The sequence below is a fragment of the Bradyrhizobium sp. SZCCHNRI1009 genome (genome assembly GCF_032487575.1).
In the GTDB taxonomy this organism is placed as follows: domain Bacteria; phylum Pseudomonadota; class Alphaproteobacteria; order Rhizobiales; family Xanthobacteraceae; genus Bradyrhizobium.
The window spans coordinates 22,246-40,518 of record NZ_JAUEUL010000017.1; the positions used below are offsets into that span (position 1 = coordinate 22,246).

15 protein-coding genes, 1 tRNA gene and 3 pseudogenes are annotated in these 18,273 nt (G+C 59.9%); 10 read left to right on the forward strand and 9 right to left on the reverse strand.

Annotated elements, in window-relative coordinates:
* The first annotated feature begins 106 nt into the window (after window positions 1–106).
* The 4 genes from mnmA (at window position 107) to QX010_RS24390 (ending at window position 2,709) form a co-directional block, all read left to right on the forward strand.
* Window positions 107–1,303: a tRNA 2-thiouridine(34) synthase MnmA gene (gene mnmA / locus QX010_RS24375; RefSeq protein WP_316182371.1), complete on the forward strand. Its 1,197-nt coding sequence runs from the start codon at window positions 107–109 to the stop codon at window positions 1,301–1,303.
* 27 nt (window positions 1,304–1,330) lie between these two features.
* Window positions 1,331–1,966: a class I SAM-dependent methyltransferase gene (locus QX010_RS24380; protein WP_316172598.1), complete on the forward strand. Its 636-nt coding sequence runs from the start codon at window positions 1,331–1,333 to the stop codon at window positions 1,964–1,966.
* 76 nt (window positions 1,967–2,042) lie between these two features.
* Window positions 2,043–2,393 carry a hypothetical protein gene (locus QX010_RS24385; RefSeq protein ID WP_316182373.1) on the forward strand — a complete coding sequence of 117 codons (351 nt, stop codon included), beginning with the start codon at window positions 2,043–2,045 and terminating at the stop codon, window positions 2,391–2,393.
* 239 nt (window positions 2,394–2,632) lie between these two features.
* Window positions 2,633–2,709 (forward strand) — tRNA-Met (locus QX010_RS24390).
* On the opposite strand, the gene QX010_RS24395 is transcribed toward QX010_RS24390, so the two are convergent.
* Window positions 2,666–4,336: a recombinase family protein gene (locus QX010_RS24395; RefSeq protein ID WP_316182471.1), complete on the reverse strand. Its 1,671-nt coding sequence runs from the start codon at window positions 4,334–4,336 to the stop codon at window positions 2,666–2,668. The genes QX010_RS24390 and QX010_RS24395 overlap by 44 nt on opposite strands.
* On the opposite strand from QX010_RS24395, the gene QX010_RS24400 reads away from it, so the two are divergent.
* On the forward strand, window positions 4,299–4,544 hold the full coding sequence (locus QX010_RS24400; protein WP_316182375.1) for a hypothetical protein: 246 nt from the start codon (window positions 4,299–4,301) through the stop codon (window positions 4,542–4,544). The genes QX010_RS24395 and QX010_RS24400 overlap by 38 nt on opposite strands.
* A 255-nt stretch (window positions 4,545–4,799) precedes the next feature.
* On the opposite strand, the gene QX010_RS24405 is transcribed toward QX010_RS24400, so the two are convergent.
* Window positions 4,800–5,015, reverse strand: a complete 216-nt coding sequence (locus QX010_RS24405; RefSeq protein ID WP_316182472.1) for an AlpA family transcriptional regulator — start codon at window positions 5,013–5,015, stop codon at window positions 4,800–4,802.
* A 128-nt stretch (window positions 5,016–5,143) separates the two neighbouring features.
* Window positions 5,144–8,155 (reverse strand): Ti-type conjugative transfer relaxase TraA, encoded by a 3,012-nt coding sequence (gene traA / locus QX010_RS24410; RefSeq protein ID WP_316182377.1) that lies wholly within the window; start codon window positions 8,153–8,155, stop codon window positions 5,144–5,146.
* Window positions 8,156–8,326: 171 nt separating this feature from the next.
* Between traA and QX010_RS24415 the strand changes: the two genes are divergently transcribed.
* Window positions 8,327–8,653 carry a conjugal transfer protein TraD gene (locus tag QX010_RS24415; RefSeq protein ID WP_316182473.1) on the forward strand — a complete coding sequence of 109 codons (327 nt, stop codon included), beginning with the start codon at window positions 8,327–8,329 and terminating at the stop codon, window positions 8,651–8,653.
* Window position 8,654: 1 nt separating this feature from the next.
* Window positions 8,655–8,888 carry a conjugal transfer protein TraD gene (locus QX010_RS24420; RefSeq protein ID WP_316182378.1) on the forward strand — a complete coding sequence of 78 codons (234 nt, stop codon included), beginning with the start codon at window positions 8,655–8,657 and terminating at the stop codon, window positions 8,886–8,888.
* Window positions 8,889–9,203: 315 nt separating this feature from the next.
* Here QX010_RS24420 and QX010_RS24425 read toward each other — a convergent pair whose 3' ends face one another.
* Entirely contained in the window at window positions 9,204–10,022 is an 819-nt protein-coding gene (locus tag QX010_RS24425; protein ID WP_316182380.1) for an aldo/keto reductase, read from the reverse strand.
* Window positions 10,023–10,143: 121 nt separating this feature from the next.
* On the opposite strand from QX010_RS24425, the pseudogene istA reads away from it, so the two are divergent.
* Window positions 10,144–11,638: pseudogene (gene istA, locus QX010_RS24430) on the forward strand (IS21 family transposase).
* Window positions 11,638–12,360: pseudogene (gene istB, locus QX010_RS24435) on the forward strand (IS21-like element helper ATPase IstB); the annotation flags it as partial. The pseudogenes istA and istB, both read left to right, overlap by 1 nt.
* Window positions 12,361–12,519: 159 nt before the next feature.
* Here the strand turns inward: istB and QX010_RS33105 are convergent.
* Window positions 12,520–12,600, reverse strand: a pseudogene (locus tag QX010_RS33105) (transposase); the annotation flags it as partial.
* 317 nt (window positions 12,601–12,917) lie between these two features.
* Window positions 12,918–13,196, reverse strand: coding sequence for a ThiF family adenylyltransferase (locus QX010_RS24440; protein WP_316182382.1), 279 nt, complete (start codon window positions 13,194–13,196; stop codon window positions 12,918–12,920).
* Between the two features lie 339 nt (window positions 13,197–13,535).
* On the opposite strand from QX010_RS24440, the gene QX010_RS24445 reads away from it, so the two are divergent.
* On the forward strand, window positions 13,536–14,246 hold the full coding sequence (locus tag QX010_RS24445; protein WP_316182384.1) for a methyltransferase: 711 nt from the start codon (window positions 13,536–13,538) through the stop codon (window positions 14,244–14,246).
* On the opposite strand, the gene QX010_RS24450 is transcribed toward QX010_RS24445, so the two are convergent.
* The 3 genes from QX010_RS24450 to QX010_RS24460 all read right to left on the reverse strand — a co-directional run bounded on the left by QX010_RS24450 (window position 14,227) and on the right by QX010_RS24460 (window position 18,250).
* Window positions 14,227–15,324, reverse strand: a complete 1,098-nt coding sequence (locus QX010_RS24450; protein ID WP_316182385.1) for an ATP-binding cassette domain-containing protein — start codon at window positions 15,322–15,324, stop codon at window positions 14,227–14,229. The two genes, QX010_RS24445 and QX010_RS24450, sit on opposite strands and share 20 nt — an antisense overlap.
* Window positions 15,321–16,583: a hypothetical protein gene (locus QX010_RS24455; RefSeq protein ID WP_316182387.1), complete on the reverse strand. Its 1,263-nt coding sequence runs from the start codon at window positions 16,581–16,583 to the stop codon at window positions 15,321–15,323. Before QX010_RS24455 ends, QX010_RS24450 begins: the two co-directional genes overlap by 4 nt.
* 335 nt (window positions 16,584–16,918) lie before the next feature.
* Window positions 16,919–18,250 carry an ABC transporter substrate-binding protein gene (locus QX010_RS24460; protein ID WP_316182389.1) on the reverse strand — a complete coding sequence of 444 codons (1,332 nt, stop codon included), beginning with the start codon at window positions 18,248–18,250 and terminating at the stop codon, window positions 16,919–16,921.
* Window positions 18,251–18,273 lie beyond the last annotated feature (23 nt).

The following is an 18,273-nucleotide window of genomic DNA, read 5'->3' on the forward strand; positions in this document are numbered from 1 at the left end:
CCTTTCCGGAGATCGCCCGAAGCAAGCCATCCGCAAAGACGGCGCATGCGAGGCGTTCCCGCGCCGGGAACCCGTTGCCTGACGCCGCGATCGCAGTGACCGGATCATGCTCAACAGTCTCGATCTCGAAGGCCGTCCCGAAGACACCAGGGTCGTCGTCGCCATGTCCGGCGGCGTGGACTCCTCGGTGACGGCCGCGCTGTTGAAGTCGGAAGGCTACGACGTCGTCGGCATCACTCTGCAGCTCTACGATCACGGCGCGGCGACGCACCGCAAGGGCGCGTGCTGCGCCGGCCAGGACATCCACGATGCCCGCAACGTTGCCGAGCGCCTCGGCATCCCGCATTACGTGCTGGACTACGAAGATCGCTTCCGCGAGTCGGTGATCGACAATTTCGCCGCCAGCTACGCTTCGGGCGAGACGCCGGTGCCGTGCATCGAGTGCAACCGCGCGATCAAGTTCGGCGATCTCCTGAAGACCGCGCGCGAGCTCGGCGCCTCCGTGCTCGCCACCGGCCATTACGTCGCCTCGCGGCGGCTGGCGGACGGATCGCGCGCGCTCATCTGCGCGGCGGACAGCGATCGCGACCAGAGCTACTTCCTGTTCGCGACCACGCGCGAGCAGCTCGATTACCTGCGCTTTCCGCTCGGCGACATGACCAAGCCGGAGGTGCGCGAGCTCGCGCGCCGTTTCGGCCTGGAGGTCGCCGACAAGCACGACAGCCAGGACATCTGCTTCGTGCCGACCGGCCGCTACACCGACATCATCGGCAAGCTGCGCCCGAACGCGATGGAGCCGGGCGAGATCGTCGATCTCAATGGCCGCGTGCTCGGCGCGCATCACGGCATCGCCAACTACACGATCGGCCAGCGCAAGGGCCTCGGCATCGCTGCCGGTGCGCCGCTCTACGTCGTCAAGCTGGACGTCGCCACCCGCCGCGTCGTGGTCGGCCCGCGCGAGGCGCTGCGCACGCATCGCATCACGCTCCGCGAGGTCAACTGGATCGGTGATGGCGCGCTCGACGCGGCCGCGCGCGAGGGCCTCGAATTGTTCGTGCGGGTGCGCTCGACGCGGCCGCCGCAGCCGGCCTGGCTGCGCGGTGCGGACGGCCGTTACGAGGTCGAGCTCGTCGCCGGCGAAGAGGGCGTCTCGCCGGGCCAGGCCTGCGTGTTCTACGATGCCGCGTCCGGCCGCGCCCGCGTGCTCGGTGGCGGCTTCATCCAGAGCGCTGTTGCGGAAAGCAGCAGCTTGGGCGGCAACGCGATCAGGCCGCAGCGCGTGGCCGAGCCGGTCCGCGGCTGATCAGCATCCATCATTCAGGGCAGGGGCATGGGGGACATCGACCGCGCGGGGGTCGAAAAGGCCTATGAGCGCTGGGCGCCGATCTACGATCTGGTGTTCGGCAAGGTCTTCGATCAGGGCCGCCAATCGACCATCGCGGAAGCCGATCGCATCGGCGGCCGCATTCTCGACGTCGGCGTCGGCACCGGCCTGTCATTGTCGGACTACGCCCGGACCACGAAGATCTGCGGCGTCGATATCTCCGAGCCGATGCTGCGGCGGGCGCAGGCCCGCGTGCGCGAGCTGAAGCTCTTCAATGTCGAGACGCTCGCGGTGATGGATGCCAAGCATCTCGCGTTCCCCGACAATTTCTTCGACGCGGTGGTCGCGCAATACGTCATCACTGCGGTGCCGGATCCCGAAGCGACGCTCGATGATTTCATCCGCGTGCTGAAGCCGGGCGGCGAGCTGATCCTGGTCAACCATATCGGCGCCGAGAGCGGCCCGCGCCGCATCTTCGAGCTCGCCTTCGCGCCGATCGCGCGCCGACTCGGCTGGCGGCCGGAGTTCCCCTGGGCCCGGCTGGTGAACTGGGCTGCAAAGCATGGCGGCGTCACCTTGGCCGAGCGCCGGCCGATGCCGCCGCTCGGACACTTCTCGCTCATTCGCTACCGCAAGGGCTGATCACCGGATACCCTGGCCGTGCGCTTTGCCAGGCCATCCGCGCGGAACGCGAACGCGCGGTTTGCGTTGCCCCGCCATGAGCATCAGGCAATCCTTGTTCCTCTCGTTGGCGCTGGTGTCGGCCGCAGCTGCGGCCCATGCCCAGGCGCCGCCGACGCCGGCCACGCCGCCGCAGACGACGGCGCCGGCCGCCGACGCGAATGCCGCCTGTGCGCCGAATGCCCGCGCGACGGCGACGCCCGACGGCATCACCACCGGCCGCGCCGGCGAGCTGCTCGGCGACAAGCTGGCGAAGACCAACGGCGTGTTGTGTCCGCCGAGCGGGGTCGACCCGGAAATGCACGCGCCGACCCCGGAGGGCGGCACGACCCCGGTGATCCCGCCGCCCGGCAGCCCCGGCGGCAATCCGAACGTACAGCCGAAGTGAGCCTCTTGTGATCCGCATTGCCGAGCAGCTGCTGTTGGTCGCACACGTCGGCGTGTGACCCTCGACGAGCGGCGGATACATGCGCAAGGCCTTGGAGAGTCGTCCGGAAATCCCCTCGTGCGAAAACCGCTGCTGCCCGCGAGCTTTGCTTGACAGGGGCGGAGACGCCTCCTTATATGCCGCCCGTTCACAAGGCCCGGCGGCCCGCTTCGACCGGTCTTGCCTTGATCGAACACCGTGGCGGGGTAGCTCAGCTGGTTAGAGCACGGGAATCATAATCCTGGGGTCGGGGGTTCGAGTCCCTCCCCCGCTACCACGCGTGACCCACTATTGTAGCTGGCGTCCGGGAACACTCCTTTCCCGAGCAATGCCGCTAGTTTCCCCTTCACTTCGATCTCAAATCCTTCCCTGGGTCCCTTCGGGTAAATTGTGACGCTGTGCACGAGAGCCCGGAAATTGTCGATGAGCGTGCCTCGGTCGTCCTCGGCACTTGCGTGGTCCGCCAAGGTTTCCGCTAGCGCATCGACGGTTGCGACATATCGGTCCAAGGTTGCTGGGTGAAGGGCAACTGGAACAGGGGCTTCCTCAAGCGCGGCGAGTTCCGCCTCCACCTGCTCTCGCTCCTCTTCTAGCTCGGCGATGCGTTGCCGAGCGTCGTCCTCCGAAATGACGTATCGGATGACAAGATCGATGTTGCGCTGCCGCTCGCCCTCGATCCGATCTCGCTTCGCCTCCAGGCGCGTGCGTGTTGCGGCGGAGTCTCCGGCAAGCCGCGTTCTTTCCCGATTGTAGTTGCGCACGTAAGTCTCAATCATCCGGGGATCCTTCAGCTCTTCAGCCATGCCGCTTAGGACCAGATTTTCCACGTCGCGAAGGTACAAGATCCTGCGGTTCGAACAGCTGCCGCTTTCTCGCACGGCCGAGCAGCGGACGCGGGTTTTGCCCGTCTTGTCCCGGTCATGAACCGACAGGCCGGACCCGCAGGAACCGCAGCGAAGAAGGCCGGAAAGCAGATGTGGCGTCCGGCGCTTCACATGGCTGGCCAGACGGCTCTTCTGCGACTTCAAAAGATGAGCCTGCTCCCAGACGGACTGTTCGACGATCCGCAGGTGTGGCGCTTCCATGCGCTGCCACTCGTGGGGCGGGTTGGGGCGAGATAGCCGCTTTCCGGTGTCAGGATCTTTGACCATTCGGACTTTGTTCCAGACGATGCGACCCGCATACAGCTCGTTGAAAATGAGCCCGTTCCCACGTTGCGCGTTGCCGTTGATCGTCGATGCATTCCATCGCTTGCCACGTGGTGGAGGAATGTCTTCGCGATTGAGATCGTGGGCAATGTCGCGAGGTGTTCCTCCCTCGGCGTAAGCGCTGAAAATCCTGCGGACGATGGCGGCCTCATCTTCAACGATCTCGAGTTCGCCCGATTGGCCGGGTATCGCACGATAGCCATAGGCGCGTCCGCCGGCGTGGCGGCCGTCGCGTATCACGCCCGCCATGCCGCGACGAACCTTCTTCGCGCCGTCCTCACGTTGCATCTGACCGACAAGACCTCGAATTCCAATCAAGACGGAGTCTGCCGTACCGTCATGCACTGCTTGGATCTGGATCCCCTGAAAGGACAGCCTCTTGTGAATTCCGGCGAGATCCTCCATGTCGCGCGAGAGCCGATCCAATGCCTCCACGACGACGACATCGAATGTGTGCTGGCGTGCAGCATCCATCAGCTGCATCAAGCCATCCCGCCCAAAGACCGAGGCGCCCGAACGGGCCCTGTCCTCGAACGTTGCGACGACTGCGAGCTGATGACGAGCCGCATAGGTCCGGCACAAAGCTATCTGATCTTCAGTCGATCTTTCGCTTTGGAGCTCGGTCGAGAATCTGGCGTAAATAGCTGCGCGTTTCATCATGAATACCATTGCTGCGGCACTGAGAGCTGACCGCATCAAGATGGCGTTTTGTCAGCGGATCTCTTTCCCGCAGATGATCGCGCCTCGCATCGGCAATCGCAAGCGCTTCAACGAATTTGACCAGGGCATTGTCAGTTTCGGCAACACAGCCTGTTGCCCGATGCGATCCCTGTCCGGTCTTTTGTCGCGCCATCTCAACAGGATGCTGCGCGGGGAGAGCCGAGGCGAGATCGGGGAACGATGAAGCGTAGCATTGGATAGAATCGAGAACAGAAACGTCGTTTGGATGCGGATCGCTTTGACCTTGGGCACTGTGCCTGCCGTCGGCACAGTCAAAAGAGGGGTGTCCGGAAACGGAAGAGGATCGGAGACGCGCTCGCCGTTTAGGATGCGCTGGCGAAGGAAAAGGTCCGCGATCGAGAGTGGGGAGCGTATGAATTGAGATACGAGAGCACGAGTCTTTACGTTCTGCGGCCGGTTGAAGGATCGCAAATCGAGCTTACCGAATTTCCTCGAATCGGCCTTCCGCACGCCATCCGACTGGATCTGCGATCCATCGGTTGATATCGGATTCATGCCAGCCCGAACCGTTGCTGCTGATTTTGAGCTGGGGCGGGAACGTGCCCTCGGCGATCTTGCGGTAGATTGTGGACCGGGACAGCCCGGTCCTGGCGAGGACGGTTTTCAACCTGATGATACGGTCTGGTTCGCGCATGGCCGTGGTGCCCTTCGCTGGTCGCTTCTGAGGTGTTGTGAGATCAAAGAGGCCAAACAGATGCAGGCGCACAATAGGAGTTCGCGCGTTGCCAAGCGTGGCGTAGAGTCGGCGGCAAACGGGATGGGTCAAATTCCAAGGCCTCGGCCTCTGCCGAGATCGATGCCATGGACGAAGGCCAGATCCTGGCCGAGCCGGCGGCCTGATTCGAATGCAATGCCGAGATCGTTCTTGCGACCGGCGAGGATGGATTCCAATTGCGGGTCGCGTTCGAGGGTTTTCGCCATGTCGCCCATTGCTGAGCGCGTAGCCTTGTAGCCGGACAAGTCGCCCGCCTGATATAGGCGCTGGCTGGTCTGGTCGAGCTTCCGCCACCGCTCAACAAAGTTTTCGGCGCGACGGACAGGATCGATGCGCAGTTCGGTCTCTAGCTGAAGCGCGCGGATAACGCCGCTGAGACGTCCGCCGGCAGCTTCCCGGGCGAGCTCCGGGTTCTTCCTATATGCGGCTTCAGCGTCGTGCGAGCCAAAGGGGCGCACCTGCTCGAAAGCTTGACGCGCCTTTTGCAACTCTTTCACCTGTTCGCTACTCGCTCGGCCGCTCGTCTCCCGCGCCGCGAAGATCGCATCCACCGCGCGGGCATGGCGCACCAGCGCCCGGGTCCGGACGCGACGTGCGTCCGCTTCGGGATCTGGCGCCACGTTCCTTGCCGGGACTTTGGCTCCGCGCCGGTCGACTGCGGGATCGCTGCTTTCCGTTTCCGGCGTTGCCCGTTCGGGTCTCTGTCCGATATGCAGTCCGGCCACATCAGCCGAAGGGCGCAGGCCGTCGAAGATGTCACGCAGCTTCTCGGGCATGATCTTGCGCAAGATCTCGCTCACGCGATCGCGGAAGGTGATCCCGCGCCGCTTGGCGTAGCTCTGGAGCGAATCGGCGCGCTCGTAATCCGAGGCCATGTCCTTGGCGCGGTCGCGCGACAGGGCGCGGGTGAGCCGGTCTGCATTGGCAAAATCATCGCGACCATAATGCAGGTCCACCTCGTCGCGATGCCGCGACAGGGCGACATAGCTGCTGTGGGCGTCCATGCCGGGCGTCGCCAGGACGTGGACGCGGTCGACCGTTATGCCCTGAGCCTTATGGATCGTCGCCGCATAGCCATGGTCGATCCGGTTGTAGTCCTTGAAGTCGAAACGCACGGATCGGCCATCGTCGGTCTGCACGGCTATGGACTGCGCGCTGACGTGCTCGATGGTCCCGAGCGTGCCATTCTTGACGCCAAGGCCGCGCTCGTTCTGCAGGAACATCACCCGATCCCCGCTGGCAAAGTTTCTCGCGCCGCGCTCGACCGTCACCCCCACCTCGTCGCCGAGATCGCCCACTGCCCGCATCCGCTCGCGCGCTGCCTCGTTCAGGATGCGGACCTCGTCGTTCGTGTGGGTCAGGATGATCCGGCTCCGATCTGGTGATGACTGCCGGTCGCGATCCCAGTGATCGATCAGATCGCTGCGCGCCTGTTCGCGAGTCTCGGCCTCATGCACCAGGCCGTGGGAGCGGTACGCTCCAAGCGCATGGTCCACCTTGCCGGTCGCCAAATCGCGCGTGGCGTCGCGCTGCCAGTCCTCCCGCTGACGGCGCACTTCGCCGATCTCGGCGCCGCCGTGACGCTCATGAATCGACCGGAATGCAGCGCCCGCCTCGATGGCCTGCAGCTGTTGTGGATCGCCGACCAGCACCACCTTGGCGCCAGCTTCGGCAGCATGCGACAGCACGCGCTCGAGCTGGCGGGTGCCGACCATGCCAGCCTCGTCGATCACCAGCACATCGCTCGACTTGAGCAGATCACGGTCCTGTCCCCAGCCATGCTCAAGGCTAGCGATCGTGCGCGACACAATGCCCGATCCGCCTTCGAGGTTTTCCGCCGCAATGCCGGACAGCGCCGCGCCCCGGACCTCGAAGCCCGCCGCTTCCCAGGCCTCGCGCGCCACCCCCAACATTGCGCTCTTTCCCGTCCCGGCATGGCCGACCACGACGCTGAGATCGCGTCCGTCCGTAGCATGCGCAACTGCGTCGGCCTGCTCGGACGAGAGGACCAGACCCCGCGCTTCCGCTCCCGCCAAAGCGGCCATGCGGTCCGCGTCGGGTACCTGATGGCGCGCCTGTTCCGCCATCCGTTTAGCAGCCCGGTGCAGGCGCTGTTCTGCCTCGATCATTCCGCGGGTGGTGAACCGATCCTCGCCGCGGGCGTCCTTGCCGAGTTCGACCAGATCAGGCGCTCGCTGCATTGCGTCCATGACCTGGTTGAACTGGTCGAGCCCGTCACTGTGGCGGTGCGCAAACTTGGCGAGGTCACGCCGCGTGAACGTCGATTGCTGCTGGGTGATCGCCTCCAGCCCAATGGAGGGATCGGCGATAATCCGCGCGCCATTGTTCCGTGCGATCTCACGGTGCATTTCGGCGCGGTCGGCTTCCACACGTTCGCCATCAATGCCCCGAACCTCGATGCGTTTGGCCGGCGCGCCGATCTGGCTTTGCGGCTCCAGAGCAATGCCCTGGGCCTCCAGACTGCGATGGTCGATCCGCGCGTCGATGTCGAGTTCTGCCAGGCGCTCATTGGCAAGCTCCGCCCAGCGTTCGCGCCAGCGCTCGACCATCTCCGTGCGATTCCAGTCTCGGACCTTCCAGCCAAAGCCGTTCTCGTCGACCGCGCGCATGGTGAGCATCACATGGGCATGGGGCTTGGGCATGCCGTCCTCACCCCTGTCCCAATGCACATTGAGATCAGCAACCATACCCACGTCGACGAACTCGCCGCGCACGAAGTTCCGAGCCAGCTCGATGCCCTGCGCCTCAGTCAGTTCTCGCGGAAGGGCGAACTCGATCTCCCGGGCAAGCTGGGCGTCCTTGCGGAGTTCGAACGCTTCGACATCGTTCCAGAGCCGCTCGCGGTCGCTCCACGCCGCCGGCGCATTCTCCGGCAGCATCACCTCGGAATGAACGACGCCGCGCTTGGCGGAAAAATCCTGATCACGACCAAGCCGCTCGTCACGCAGCCGCGAGGCCGAACGGTAGGCCGCCGATGCCACCGCACTGCTCCCGGCCTTCCGGCCAATGACCTTGACATGAAGATGATAGATCGCCATCGCGGGCAAATCATCTACACGGCGAAGCGCACGTCGGAACGACGTATAAGCGCGCCCTCCCTCGAAAAAATCTCGGGAGGGATTAACGCGTTTCAGGCCGTCCTGACGACCTTACAGCATTGTGCCGGGTGCTCGACTATCATCACTCCATCAACACTCATGGAGATACCGATGCGCAAGCCACGGGATTTCGATGCCGAACTGAAGGCACTTGGGGACAAGGCGCGTGACCTCAAGGACCGCAAAGTGCAGCAGCTTGGCGAACTCGTAATCGCCACTGGAGCCGACGTGCTCAACGCCGACGAACTGGCGGGCGCGCTGATTGTGCTGGCAGAAACAAAAGAGGCCGGAAAGAGGGAGGCATGGGCCAGGCGCGGGGTCGCGTTCTTTCAAGGACGGTCGCGGCGAAATGCTCCGACAACTGACCGCAACATCGATGGCGCTCCAACGCAACCGAGCGGCGCGCAATCGGCATCAAGCCGCAAGGGCGCGACATGACATGCGCACGTGGCAGGTCGAACGCCGCAAGCGTACGCGGCATCTCATCGAACTGGGTGGCCTCATCGTCAAGGCCCGAATTGTGGAACTGACCAGCGGTGATCGCGTCATGATCTTCGGAGCGCTACTCTGGATGGCAGACAAGCTGCAAAGCGACCAGGGTGAACATGCACGGGCGATCTGGAGCGAGAAAGGGAGGCAAGCGTTCGAAAATGGAAAGAGTGATCCAGGATGAGCCAGTCGATCTAGTCTGGACCTGATGAGCACAAGCGGAAAACCAGTAGCCAAAAAAAAGCGTTCCGGCCTTGTGCGCTCGTTTAAACTCTCTCGAGCATGCGAGCCGGTTCTGGCCAACGGCATTCTCGTGCCGTTCAGGGACAATTCGGGCAGCGAATGCTTTTGGGTTGATGCACTGTGAGGAAGGTCGTGGACGCTGACTTGCCGTCCGTCCAAGAGATTGTCGCTGCGCGTTGTTTTCCATGGACGCGCACAATTCCGCCAGTGGTTCACGGATTACATGTCGAATTCGTCTGAATTGTAATGACTGAGGCTACTGAAGAGTGGATGTCGTTAGGTTCTTGTCAAGCTTGTCGAGGCTGGCCATCTCTTCTGAGGATAGGACAATCTCGACTCCGCCGAGGTTCGTTTTCAATTGTTCTATTGATGTGGCGCTCGGAATGACCCGAATGGTAGGAGACTTGGCCAACAGCCATGCAAGGGCGACCGCAGATGGTGCAACCGAATGAGCGGCCGCTACGTCCCAGAGCGGATCGAGAGCCCGGTTGATTTCAGCCAGACGACCCGATTCGAAACGCGGGTCCTTCGCGCGATGATCGGTCGACGAACGTTTCGTTTCTCCACCGGTCATGCGCCCGAGTATCCCACGTCCGAGAGGTGAGTAGCAGACAAATTCGATCCTTTGGTCGTTCAGATACGCGAGGAGCCCTTTTTCCGGCTCGCGTTGAATCAGGGAATACTCGTTTTGAACGAAAGAAATCCTGTGCACCGCCGACGCTCGCTGCACCGTTTCTGTGTCGGTAGCAGACAGGCCAAGGCCAAGTACTTTCCCTTCTTTTACGAGATCTGACATCGTGCCAACGACCTCTTCCACCGCAACGTTTGGATCGGGTCGATGCTGATACAGGACGTCATCGTAGTCACGGCGTAATCGGCGCAGCGACCCTTCTACGGCTGAACGAATCGATTGCGGCCTAGAGTCCAATCCTACGATCTTGCCGGCTTCGAGTCGGTATCCGAATTTGGTGGCGACCTCGACTCGGGCGCGATGGAACCCGAGGGCATCGGCTAGCAGCTCTTCGTTGACGAAGGGACCGTAAAGCTCAGCCGTATCGAAATGCGTGACGCCCATATTGTGTTATCCGGCGTGCAAATTTGACCGCCTAGACTGGGGGATCGGCGTCCAAAATTGACTCCGCGATTGTTGGCCGTAGCAGGCTGCCCGCTTCGGGTTGAAGCGGGTGGTCAGGGGGATGATGGTTGTGGAGACGATTGCGCGCATCAGGCGTGAGCACTTCGTCAAGGACAAGACGATCAAGGAGATTGCGCGGGACCTCAAGGTTTCGCGGAACACCGTCCGCAAGGTGCTGCGGTCGGGCGAGACATCATTCGAATACGAGCGGGTGGTGCAGCCCCGGCCGAAGCTTGGGCAATGGACGAACGAGCTCGAGCGATTGTTGTCGGCCAACGCGGCGAAGACGTCACGCGAACAGCTGACGCTGATCCGGATCTTCGAGGAGCTGCGCGGCCAAGGCTATGACGGCAGCTATGATGCGGTGCGGCGCTACGCCAGGCGCTGGGCCAAGGAACACGGTGAGGCCACGGCGGGGGCCTATGTGCCGTTGAGCTTTGCGCCGGGTGAGGCCTACCAGTTCGACTGGAGCCACGAGATCGTTCTGTTGAACGGGGTGACCGTGACCGTGAGGGTCGCCCATGTTCTGTCACAGCCGGATGCTGTTCGTCCGCGCCTATCCGCGCGAGACGCAGGAGATGGTGTTCGACGCTCACGACCGGGCGTTCGCCCTGTTCAAGGGTGCCTGCCGTCGCGGCATCTACGACAACATGAAGACCGCGGTCGAGACTGTGTTCGTCGGCAAGGACCGGCAATACAATCGCCGCTTCCTGCAGATGTGCAGCCATCATCTGGTCGAGCCGGTCGCCTGCACGCCCGCCTCGGGCTGGGAGAAGGGCCAGGTCGAGAACCAGGTCGGCCTGGTCCGCGAGCGCTTCTTCACGCCCCGGCTGCGGTTCAGGAGTTACGAGGAGCTCAACGCCTGGCTGCTCGACAAGTGCATCGCCTACGCCAAGGCGCATCGCCATCCCGAACTGGCGGAGCAGACGATCTGGGAGGTGTTCGAGGCCGAACGCCCCAAGCTCGTCCCCTATGTCGGCCGGTTCGACGGATTCCATGCGGTGCAGGCCTCGGTCTCGAAGACGTGCCTGATCCGCTTGGACAACAACTAGTACTCGGTGGCGGCGAGCGCTGTCGGCCGACCGGTCGAGGTCCATGCCTATGCGGACCGCATCGTCATCCGTCAGGACGGCAGGATCGTCGCTGAGCACAAGCGCGCGTTTGGCCGAGGCGAGACGCTCTACGTCCCCTGGCACTACGTCCCGGTGCTTGCCCGCAAGCCCGGGGCTTTGCGCAACGGTGCGCCCTTCAAGGACTGGGTGCTGCCGGCTGCGATGGAGCGCGTGCGATGCAGGCTTGCCAGTGTCGACGATGGCGGCCGGCAGATGGTCGATATCCTCACCGCCGTGCTGACCGATGGCCTGCCGGCGGTCGAGGCTGCCTGCACCGAGGCGATCGCCGAGGGCGTCCACTCCGCCGACGTCATCCTCAACATCCTGGCGCGCCGGCGCGATCCGGAGCCGCCTCCCACCATCTTCACGCCCGCCGCGCTGACCCTTCGCCACGCCCCGGTCGCCGATTGCGCCCGTTACGACAACCTCAGGAGAACCGTCTGATGGAACGATCCGAACTCTTTGATCTCATGGCTGAGCTCGAGCTCCATGGTATGAAGGCTGCCTTCGACGAGATCATGGCCAACGCCGTCAAGCGCCAGCATTAACACCAGCGCATCATCGGCGATCTGCTGACCGCCGAGATCAGCGAGAAGCAGGCCCGCTCGATCAAATACCAGCTCACCATCGCCAAGCTGCCGCTGGCCAAGGATCTCGGCGACTTCCAGTTCGAGGGCACGCCGATCAACGTGGCTCTGGTGCGCGATCTTGCCGGCGGGAGCTTCCTTGCTCAGCAGCGTAACGCCGTCCTGATCGGCGGCACCGGGACCGGAAAGACGCATCTTGCCATCGCCATTGCCCGCAGCTGCATCCGTGCCGGTGCCCGCGGCCGCTTCCTCAACATCGTCGACCTGGTCAACCGGCTGGAATCCGAGGCCCGCAATGGCCGGCAGGGCCGGCTCGCTGACCAACTCACCCGCATGGACTTAGTCGTGCTCGACGAGCTCGGCTATCTGCCATTTGCCGAGTCCGGCGGCCAGCTGCTGTTCCACCTGATCAGCCGACTCTACGAGCGCACCTCAGTAATCGTCACCACGAACCTGACGTTCGGCGAATGGCCCACCGTCTTCACCGATGCCAAGATGACGACTGCGCTGCTGGACCGCCTGATCCACCATTGCGACATCATCGAAACCGGCAATGACAGCTGGCGCGTCAAGAGCCGCGACGACGATCACATCCCAACCCGCGCTCGCGGCGTCTCCGCAACCCCGACCAGCTCCGACGCCGCGAGCGCTACCGCCAGGACTCGTGGCCCGAGGGGGGCAAAATTGGACGCCGATCCGGGGTCAATTTTGAACGCCGGTTGAAACGCCTGTTGACAAAAGATCGGCGACCGGAACTCCAGCCTCGTGCTCCTTCAAAATCCCAATGATCTGCTCTTCCGTAAAGCGGCTGCGCTTCATGCTCTGGTCCTCGTTGGGCCAGAACGAACTTCAAACTGGATTAAGCCCCAGGGGCATGGTCACGATCGGTGGACACCGGCCAGAATTCGTCGAGAAACGGCATGCAGAGGCTGGAGTTTGCGAATGCGATCTTGCTCCGTCGGTCGACGTCGAGCGACATTCCACCTGACGCCGCTGCCGCTAGCGTCGTGAGAGCGAGGTCGGCATTGTGACCGAGTGTCATCGTGAGCAGGGGAGGGTGGCGCTTGGGAGACTTGCTGAAACAGCGCTCAAGCGCTAGCGCGACAGTCCACGAAGCCGTCGCGTCGACGATGACGTCAGCTTCCAACAACATCGCTCGCTTCTCGTTGTTGAGAAAGCACTGTCCGGATATCGGAATGATGATGTACTGTTTCCGTCCCGAGAATAGCGTGCTTCACGTTGAGCGAGGTCGCTTGCGCTTTGCCGTAACCGATCTGATGGCGATCGAACTGCTGCCGCACGAGAATACCGGGCTTGACGACCGCATTGTCGTAAGGCTGTATTTTCTTTGCTCCGGCGCGCGCCGCCATCAGCGCAATGCTGCTTCCAATCGCGCCGCACCCGACGATCGCCACCTCCTTTCCGGTCCACCATGCCGCCGATGTCTCGGAATCCCGTCGTTCAACGATCTCTGGCCGATCTTTTAGGACCTAGCACCACTAGATCTTCGCTTCGACGGCCCAATCGTAGAATTCGTCGACGTCGATCGGATTCTCCGGTGTCGAAGCGAGCGCGGAAGCGGGTTTCCGACTGTCTCGCCCAAGGCCGTAGGCACCCCTTTCAAACCGAACGGCGCGACTTGTCTTATCCAGCAATATGAATATAAAAAATAGGGTCCGCAGCTTTGTCTCGGGAGATTTCGACGGCGATCGTGACCGAATTGCGCGGATCAACTCTATTGTGAGGTTCGACCTATGCTGAACAGCGACCAGTTGGCTGCGACTAGAGCTGTATTGGATCGGAATGCATTGGTTAAACAGCCGCATGATGTTTGCATTTCTGGCCTACAGTTTGCGGTTCTTCCAAATGTCCTGTCACCGCAATTTTTTGCTTCAACAGGGTTCCTAGCCAATGCCGTCTCGTACAGAGCAGAGGATGCATTTCTGGAAATCGGGCCAGGGATGGGGGCGATATCCGTGCTTGCGGCACTACGAGGAGCTAAGAAGGTCGTTGCGATAGATATCAATCCTGACGCCGTAACAAATACCAGGATTAATGCATCACTCCATGGCGTATCGAATATCGTTGATTGTCGAGAGGGTGACATATTTGAGCCGCTGCACGATAGCGAGAAGTTCGATACGATCTTCTGGAATATTCCGTTTGTCTACATCGATGAAGCGTACGAGTATCAATCTCTGCTCGAGAAAGCGGTATTCGACCCTGGGTACCGCCTCACTGAGCGCTTCATACGCCAAGCCGCAGATTGGTTAGTCCCAAATGGACGACTGTTGGTGGGGTTTGGCGACTTCGGGGACATCGAAAGGCTATCTAATTACGCGCGATCTAGCAGTCTACAGATGACCAAAGTGGCTTCCGTAAAAGCGAAAGAAGTCAATGAAGTCGAGTTCATCTTGTTCGAGCTTACGCCGTCGCCCATTTCAATTACTCTGCAGGAAGGTTGAGAATACCAACAAAGTCTCCGGCTGTAGAGTATGCCGGAATACTGCCGGTCAACCGAATGGATCTCTTGCCGTCTGCAAAGCTCTGTTTTCCGGCGATGAGGATACGTGGTCCGATTCTTAGGAAAGCGAAAGCGTCAGACGTCCCAAAAAACTCTAATGGCGGGCTCTCGGCGTTCTCCTCACTGAATTCAATGTTATCTATACCGCAAGCCAGGAGCAGCGAACCATCGCCCTCGTGACGCAGCTTAGTCGCCAAAGGCAATTCCGCTCCCATTCGGCTTAGCTGCAGATCGCCAACCGAAAGGCACCAGCATCCGTCAATCTTTTGAGCCTTGATCCAGTTTATGGGGCCCCGCGAAGTGTAAGAGACAGCCTCACGGTGCCAGGGGACAGACGCAAACTCCTTGACCGGCACAACTGGAACTGTCGAAAGGCCATCTCCGCCGGTGTTCTTCATAAATGCGATTTGATTTGCAATGAGCGAATGGTCATTCCAATCGTGACTGGCAAGAATGACACCAAAGCGAAGTTCTTCGGACGAACGCTTCAAGGTTGATAGGAATTCTGTACGGTGATCTCCCCCGATTGCGGCGCAGGGCTCGTCTAACAAGATAAGTTGCGGCTTTATAGAAAGAACCCGTGCGAGGGAAACGCGCTGGCGCTCTCCGCCACTTAGCTTGTCAACCTTTGTTCCACGGCTTACTAATTCGTTAAGATCCAGTGCGTCGATCGCGTGAAGAAGTCGTGCCTGATCGAAGCGCCGTCTTGTAACCTTTAGTCGCGAGAACAAGCGCAGATTGTCCTGTAGTGAGAGGTGTTCGAGAAGCACTCCACCTTGTGGAAGAAACGCGACACTATCTGATGGTGCCCCGTCTATGCGAATGACGCCGTGACGAGAGGCGAGGACGCCTGCAATCAGGCGCAGTAAAGTGCTTTTACCGCATCCGCTTTCGCCCATCAGTCCGATTGTCTCCCCGAATTGAACTGGGATATCCAAGGTAAGCCCACGGAATAGGTGGCGAAACCCTCCTTTGTGGCCGAACCCTATGCTGAGCGACGAAATCTTAACTTGAATCACTGGGCCTCCGCAGCTGTGAACTGAGGGCGATGTTCTTGCCGGTCAACCTGGGAGTCTGAGGGCATCGCTTGATACGCGAGTAGGCTGACGGAGAGTATGGCGAGACTCAACGTCGGAAGCGCGAGTTCGACGCTCCGCAGCAGATCATATTTCCGCCCGTGCAGATTTGTGATGATCTCCATGTTGGCTGATCGAAAAATGGTAGACATCGCTCCGTTTGCAGCATCTCCGTTCCAAACAAGCACAAAGACAAAAACAAACACAACAACCAATTCTCTCCAGAAACGCAGGAGAAGCGAGACGCGCGATATGTCCAGAGATCCAACTCGGCTCGCCTTCAATAGTTCGATCTCGGTAGAAGGCACGCGCTGGAGTAGGAGCAAAAGAAACGGTAGTACAATAGCAGAGTTATACAGTAGATGAGTTGCAAACCAGGCGATCCACTGAATCGCGACGGATTGTCGTCCTATCGGAACGGTCCAAGTGACTATCAAATAAAAAAGAACCGTTCCCGGTATTAGTCGAATCGAAAGCAGAATGAACGAGAACAGCCACCGAGACATGCCAGCGTTCACATTCCACAAATGTGCGCCGGAAAGACGAAAGGCAAAAGTGTAAGCGATATACAAAACCGACGCGGCAAGCGCGGCGACGAGAACAATGAAGATATCTTTCACAACAAGGCCGTCACTACCGAGCGCTGACCATGAGCAGCATATGACAAGAGCGAGAAGAGCGGCCGCAGCAATCCGGCGGTAAATTGAGTTGGGTAACGTCGCCTGATTAGATGGGTAAGGAGCCAAAAATCGACTTGAAATGAGCTGCAGTGCGGCTCTACACAGAAGCATCCCCAATCCAATTGCTGACGCAATAGCGAAAATCGAGAAAACTATCGCGACCGCCGACGTCGAGAAGATGTGCAAGAGGGCGACGTCTTGCACGACGTGCAATCGTCTGTATGTGTCGGTAATTAGATGAGCAACGAGCGAACTATCCGTTCCTGTAGAGGCGCGAAAGAATAGCAATGCCTTTTCGCTCTCTCCGAAGCTCGCAGTAAAAATAACAGCGCCGACGAAAGCGGAAAATCCCGATAGTTCGGGCCAAAAGACGAGTGCAATTGTTTCAGCCTTTGTCATCCGGCTCGCGACCATCAGCTCATAACGTGCTGTATTCGTCTTGGTGAAAGATTGGAAAGACACGAAGGCAATTAAAGGGGCATACTGTAGTACATTTACAACAATCAGCGTCGCCAGCACCATCCACGTCTCTCGATTGGCTATGCCTGGGAGCCGCGAGACTATGGGTAGGAATCCTAGCGACCACGCCGCTCCCCCCAAGCAGAATGGTAGTAACAGCCAAGCCGAAAGTCTTGTCGGCATTCGTTTCGAGAATAGTAGCCATCCGATTATTGTTCCGATAAGCAGAGAAAGTATTGTGGTGCCTCCTGCAACAATTACCGTCCGCAGCAGAGGCTTGAATAGCCCTGCCTCGATTGCGTCCCGCTGAAACCAAAATAGGAATGGCAATCCAAAAAAGAAGAACGCGAAAGTAAGTGGAGCCATCGTGAAGAATATCCCCGACCTCATTTGGAGACCTATCGCTTATCCCGAATTGAGCCTAAAATCTCCCGTCGTCTTTCGCGAATTTCGGCCTCGGCGGCACTAAGCCGTGCAGCGACATTGTCGACCTCGCCAGACCGGAACATCTCTTGGAGAGTACGAGACAGGATTATTCCTATGTTCTCAGCGTCGGGGCCTGCCTCCAGCATGTAGACCCCTCGTTCGAGGGAGGCGCCGACCGCCGACAAATATGGGATTGTCCGTCGAAGCTCATCATCCGCATAGATATCTTTTCGCGGCGGGCAGAGTCCAATTAGGGCCATCTCCCGTTGCTGCTTAAACTCCAACAGCGATCGTATGATCGAAGCAACGCGCTCGCGATTTGCGGTTTGCCTGTTGATATAGTAGCTACCTCCAGCGAGCATTGAGACGGGGCCGGGGATTACGTGGAATGTATAGTCGCTAGACCAGGATACCTGACCGTGGACGAGATTGTAGACCATGTCGCTCCAGACGATCGACATCGCATACCGGCCCGATTTCATCAGTTCAACTTGCTGTGCGGCGTCTGTTTTGAAGAAATCGGCTCCCGCTTGATCGAATTGAGAGTACTGTTTCAGGCGTAAATATAGTTCTGTGGCCTTTATAGTGCGATCAGTTGTCAATATGAGGGGGGTTACGTCGTCAGAGACCCATCCGAAGGGCTTTTTCATCACCCCCCCGCCTAATCCAAACGCGAAGTTCGCCCACTCCCAATAAATGAAACTGTCTGCCCCTTGAAGAGCGACTCCGCGCGTCTCCGCTGTAGTAAAGAATTCTGCGATCTTCTCAAAATCGTCCCAAGTCGTTGGAGGGGCGAGCTCCTTGCTGTGAAGCGTCTGATAGCGAGATCGGGCTCTTTCATCTTCAAACAACGACCGTTTACAACAAAGTATCATCGTGTTGGCGCTAAACGGAACGCCGAAAGGCTTGGCCGGCTCGCCGGTTGAGGACTGGTACCATCCGACTTCCTTCCACGCCTTTTCATAAAGGCGATCCGACAAGCCATCGATCCATGCCTTGTCGCCAATTTGATCCAGCGGAATTATATAGTTGTTGCGCACATAGCCGGCTAACGCCGTATTATATTGAAGTACGACATCGAAGTTTCCGGTCTTGGATGCAAAGTCGGTATCTGCTTTAATGATCATCTGTTCATAGGGATCGAAGACGAACTTTATTGAGTTACCTGCCGCAACCGACGCTGCGACGTTGGCGATGGCGCGGACGCTTGGTGTGTCCTCTCCCAGAAATACCAAAGACTTGGCGCAGCCAGAAAGCAATGGCAGGAACGCAGAACTTAACAATAGCCGCCGAGATATCGCCATCGTGTCTCTTCCTATCAAGTGTT

Bases quoted from the DNA above. Each gene is read 5' to 3' on its own strand.
- mnmA (WP_316182371.1), top strand. From the start codon at position 107: ATGCTCAACAGTCTCGATCTCGAAGGCCGTCCCGAAGACACCAGGGTC.
- QX010_RS24380 (WP_316172598.1), top strand. From the start codon at position 1,331: ATGGGGGACATCGACCGCGCGGGGGTCGAAAAGGCCTATGAGCGCTGG.
- QX010_RS24385 (WP_316182373.1), top strand. From the start codon at position 2,043: ATGAGCATCAGGCAATCCTTGTTCCTCTCGTTGGCGCTGGTGTCGGCC.
- QX010_RS24400 (WP_316182375.1), top strand. From the start codon at position 4,299: ATGAATACCATTGCTGCGGCACTGAGAGCTGACCGCATCAAGATGGCG.
- QX010_RS24395 (WP_316182471.1), bottom strand. From the start codon at position 4,336: ATGCGGTCAGCTCTCAGTGCCGCAGCAATGGTATTCATGATGAAACGC.
- QX010_RS24405 (WP_316182472.1), bottom strand. From the start codon at position 5,015: ATGCGCGAACCAGACCGTATCATCAGGTTGAAAACCGTCCTCGCCAGG.
- traA (WP_316182377.1), bottom strand. From the start codon at position 8,155: ATGGCGATCTATCATCTTCATGTCAAGGTCATTGGCCGGAAGGCCGGG.
- QX010_RS24415 (WP_316182473.1), top strand. From the start codon at position 8,327: ATGCGCAAGCCACGGGATTTCGATGCCGAACTGAAGGCACTTGGGGAC.
- QX010_RS24420 (WP_316182378.1), top strand. From the start codon at position 8,655: ATGCGCACGTGGCAGGTCGAACGCCGCAAGCGTACGCGGCATCTCATC.
- QX010_RS24425 (WP_316182380.1), bottom strand. From the start codon at position 10,022: ATGGGCGTCACGCATTTCGATACGGCTGAGCTTTACGGTCCCTTCGTC.
- QX010_RS24445 (WP_316182384.1), top strand. From the start codon at position 13,536: ATGCTGAACAGCGACCAGTTGGCTGCGACTAGAGCTGTATTGGATCGG.
- QX010_RS24455 (WP_316182387.1), bottom strand. From the start codon at position 16,583: ATGGTGCTGGCGACGCTGATTGTTGTAAATGTACTACAGTATGCCCCT.
- QX010_RS24460 (WP_316182389.1), bottom strand. From the start codon at position 18,250: ATGGCGATATCTCGGCGGCTATTGTTAAGTTCTGCGTTCCTGCCATTG.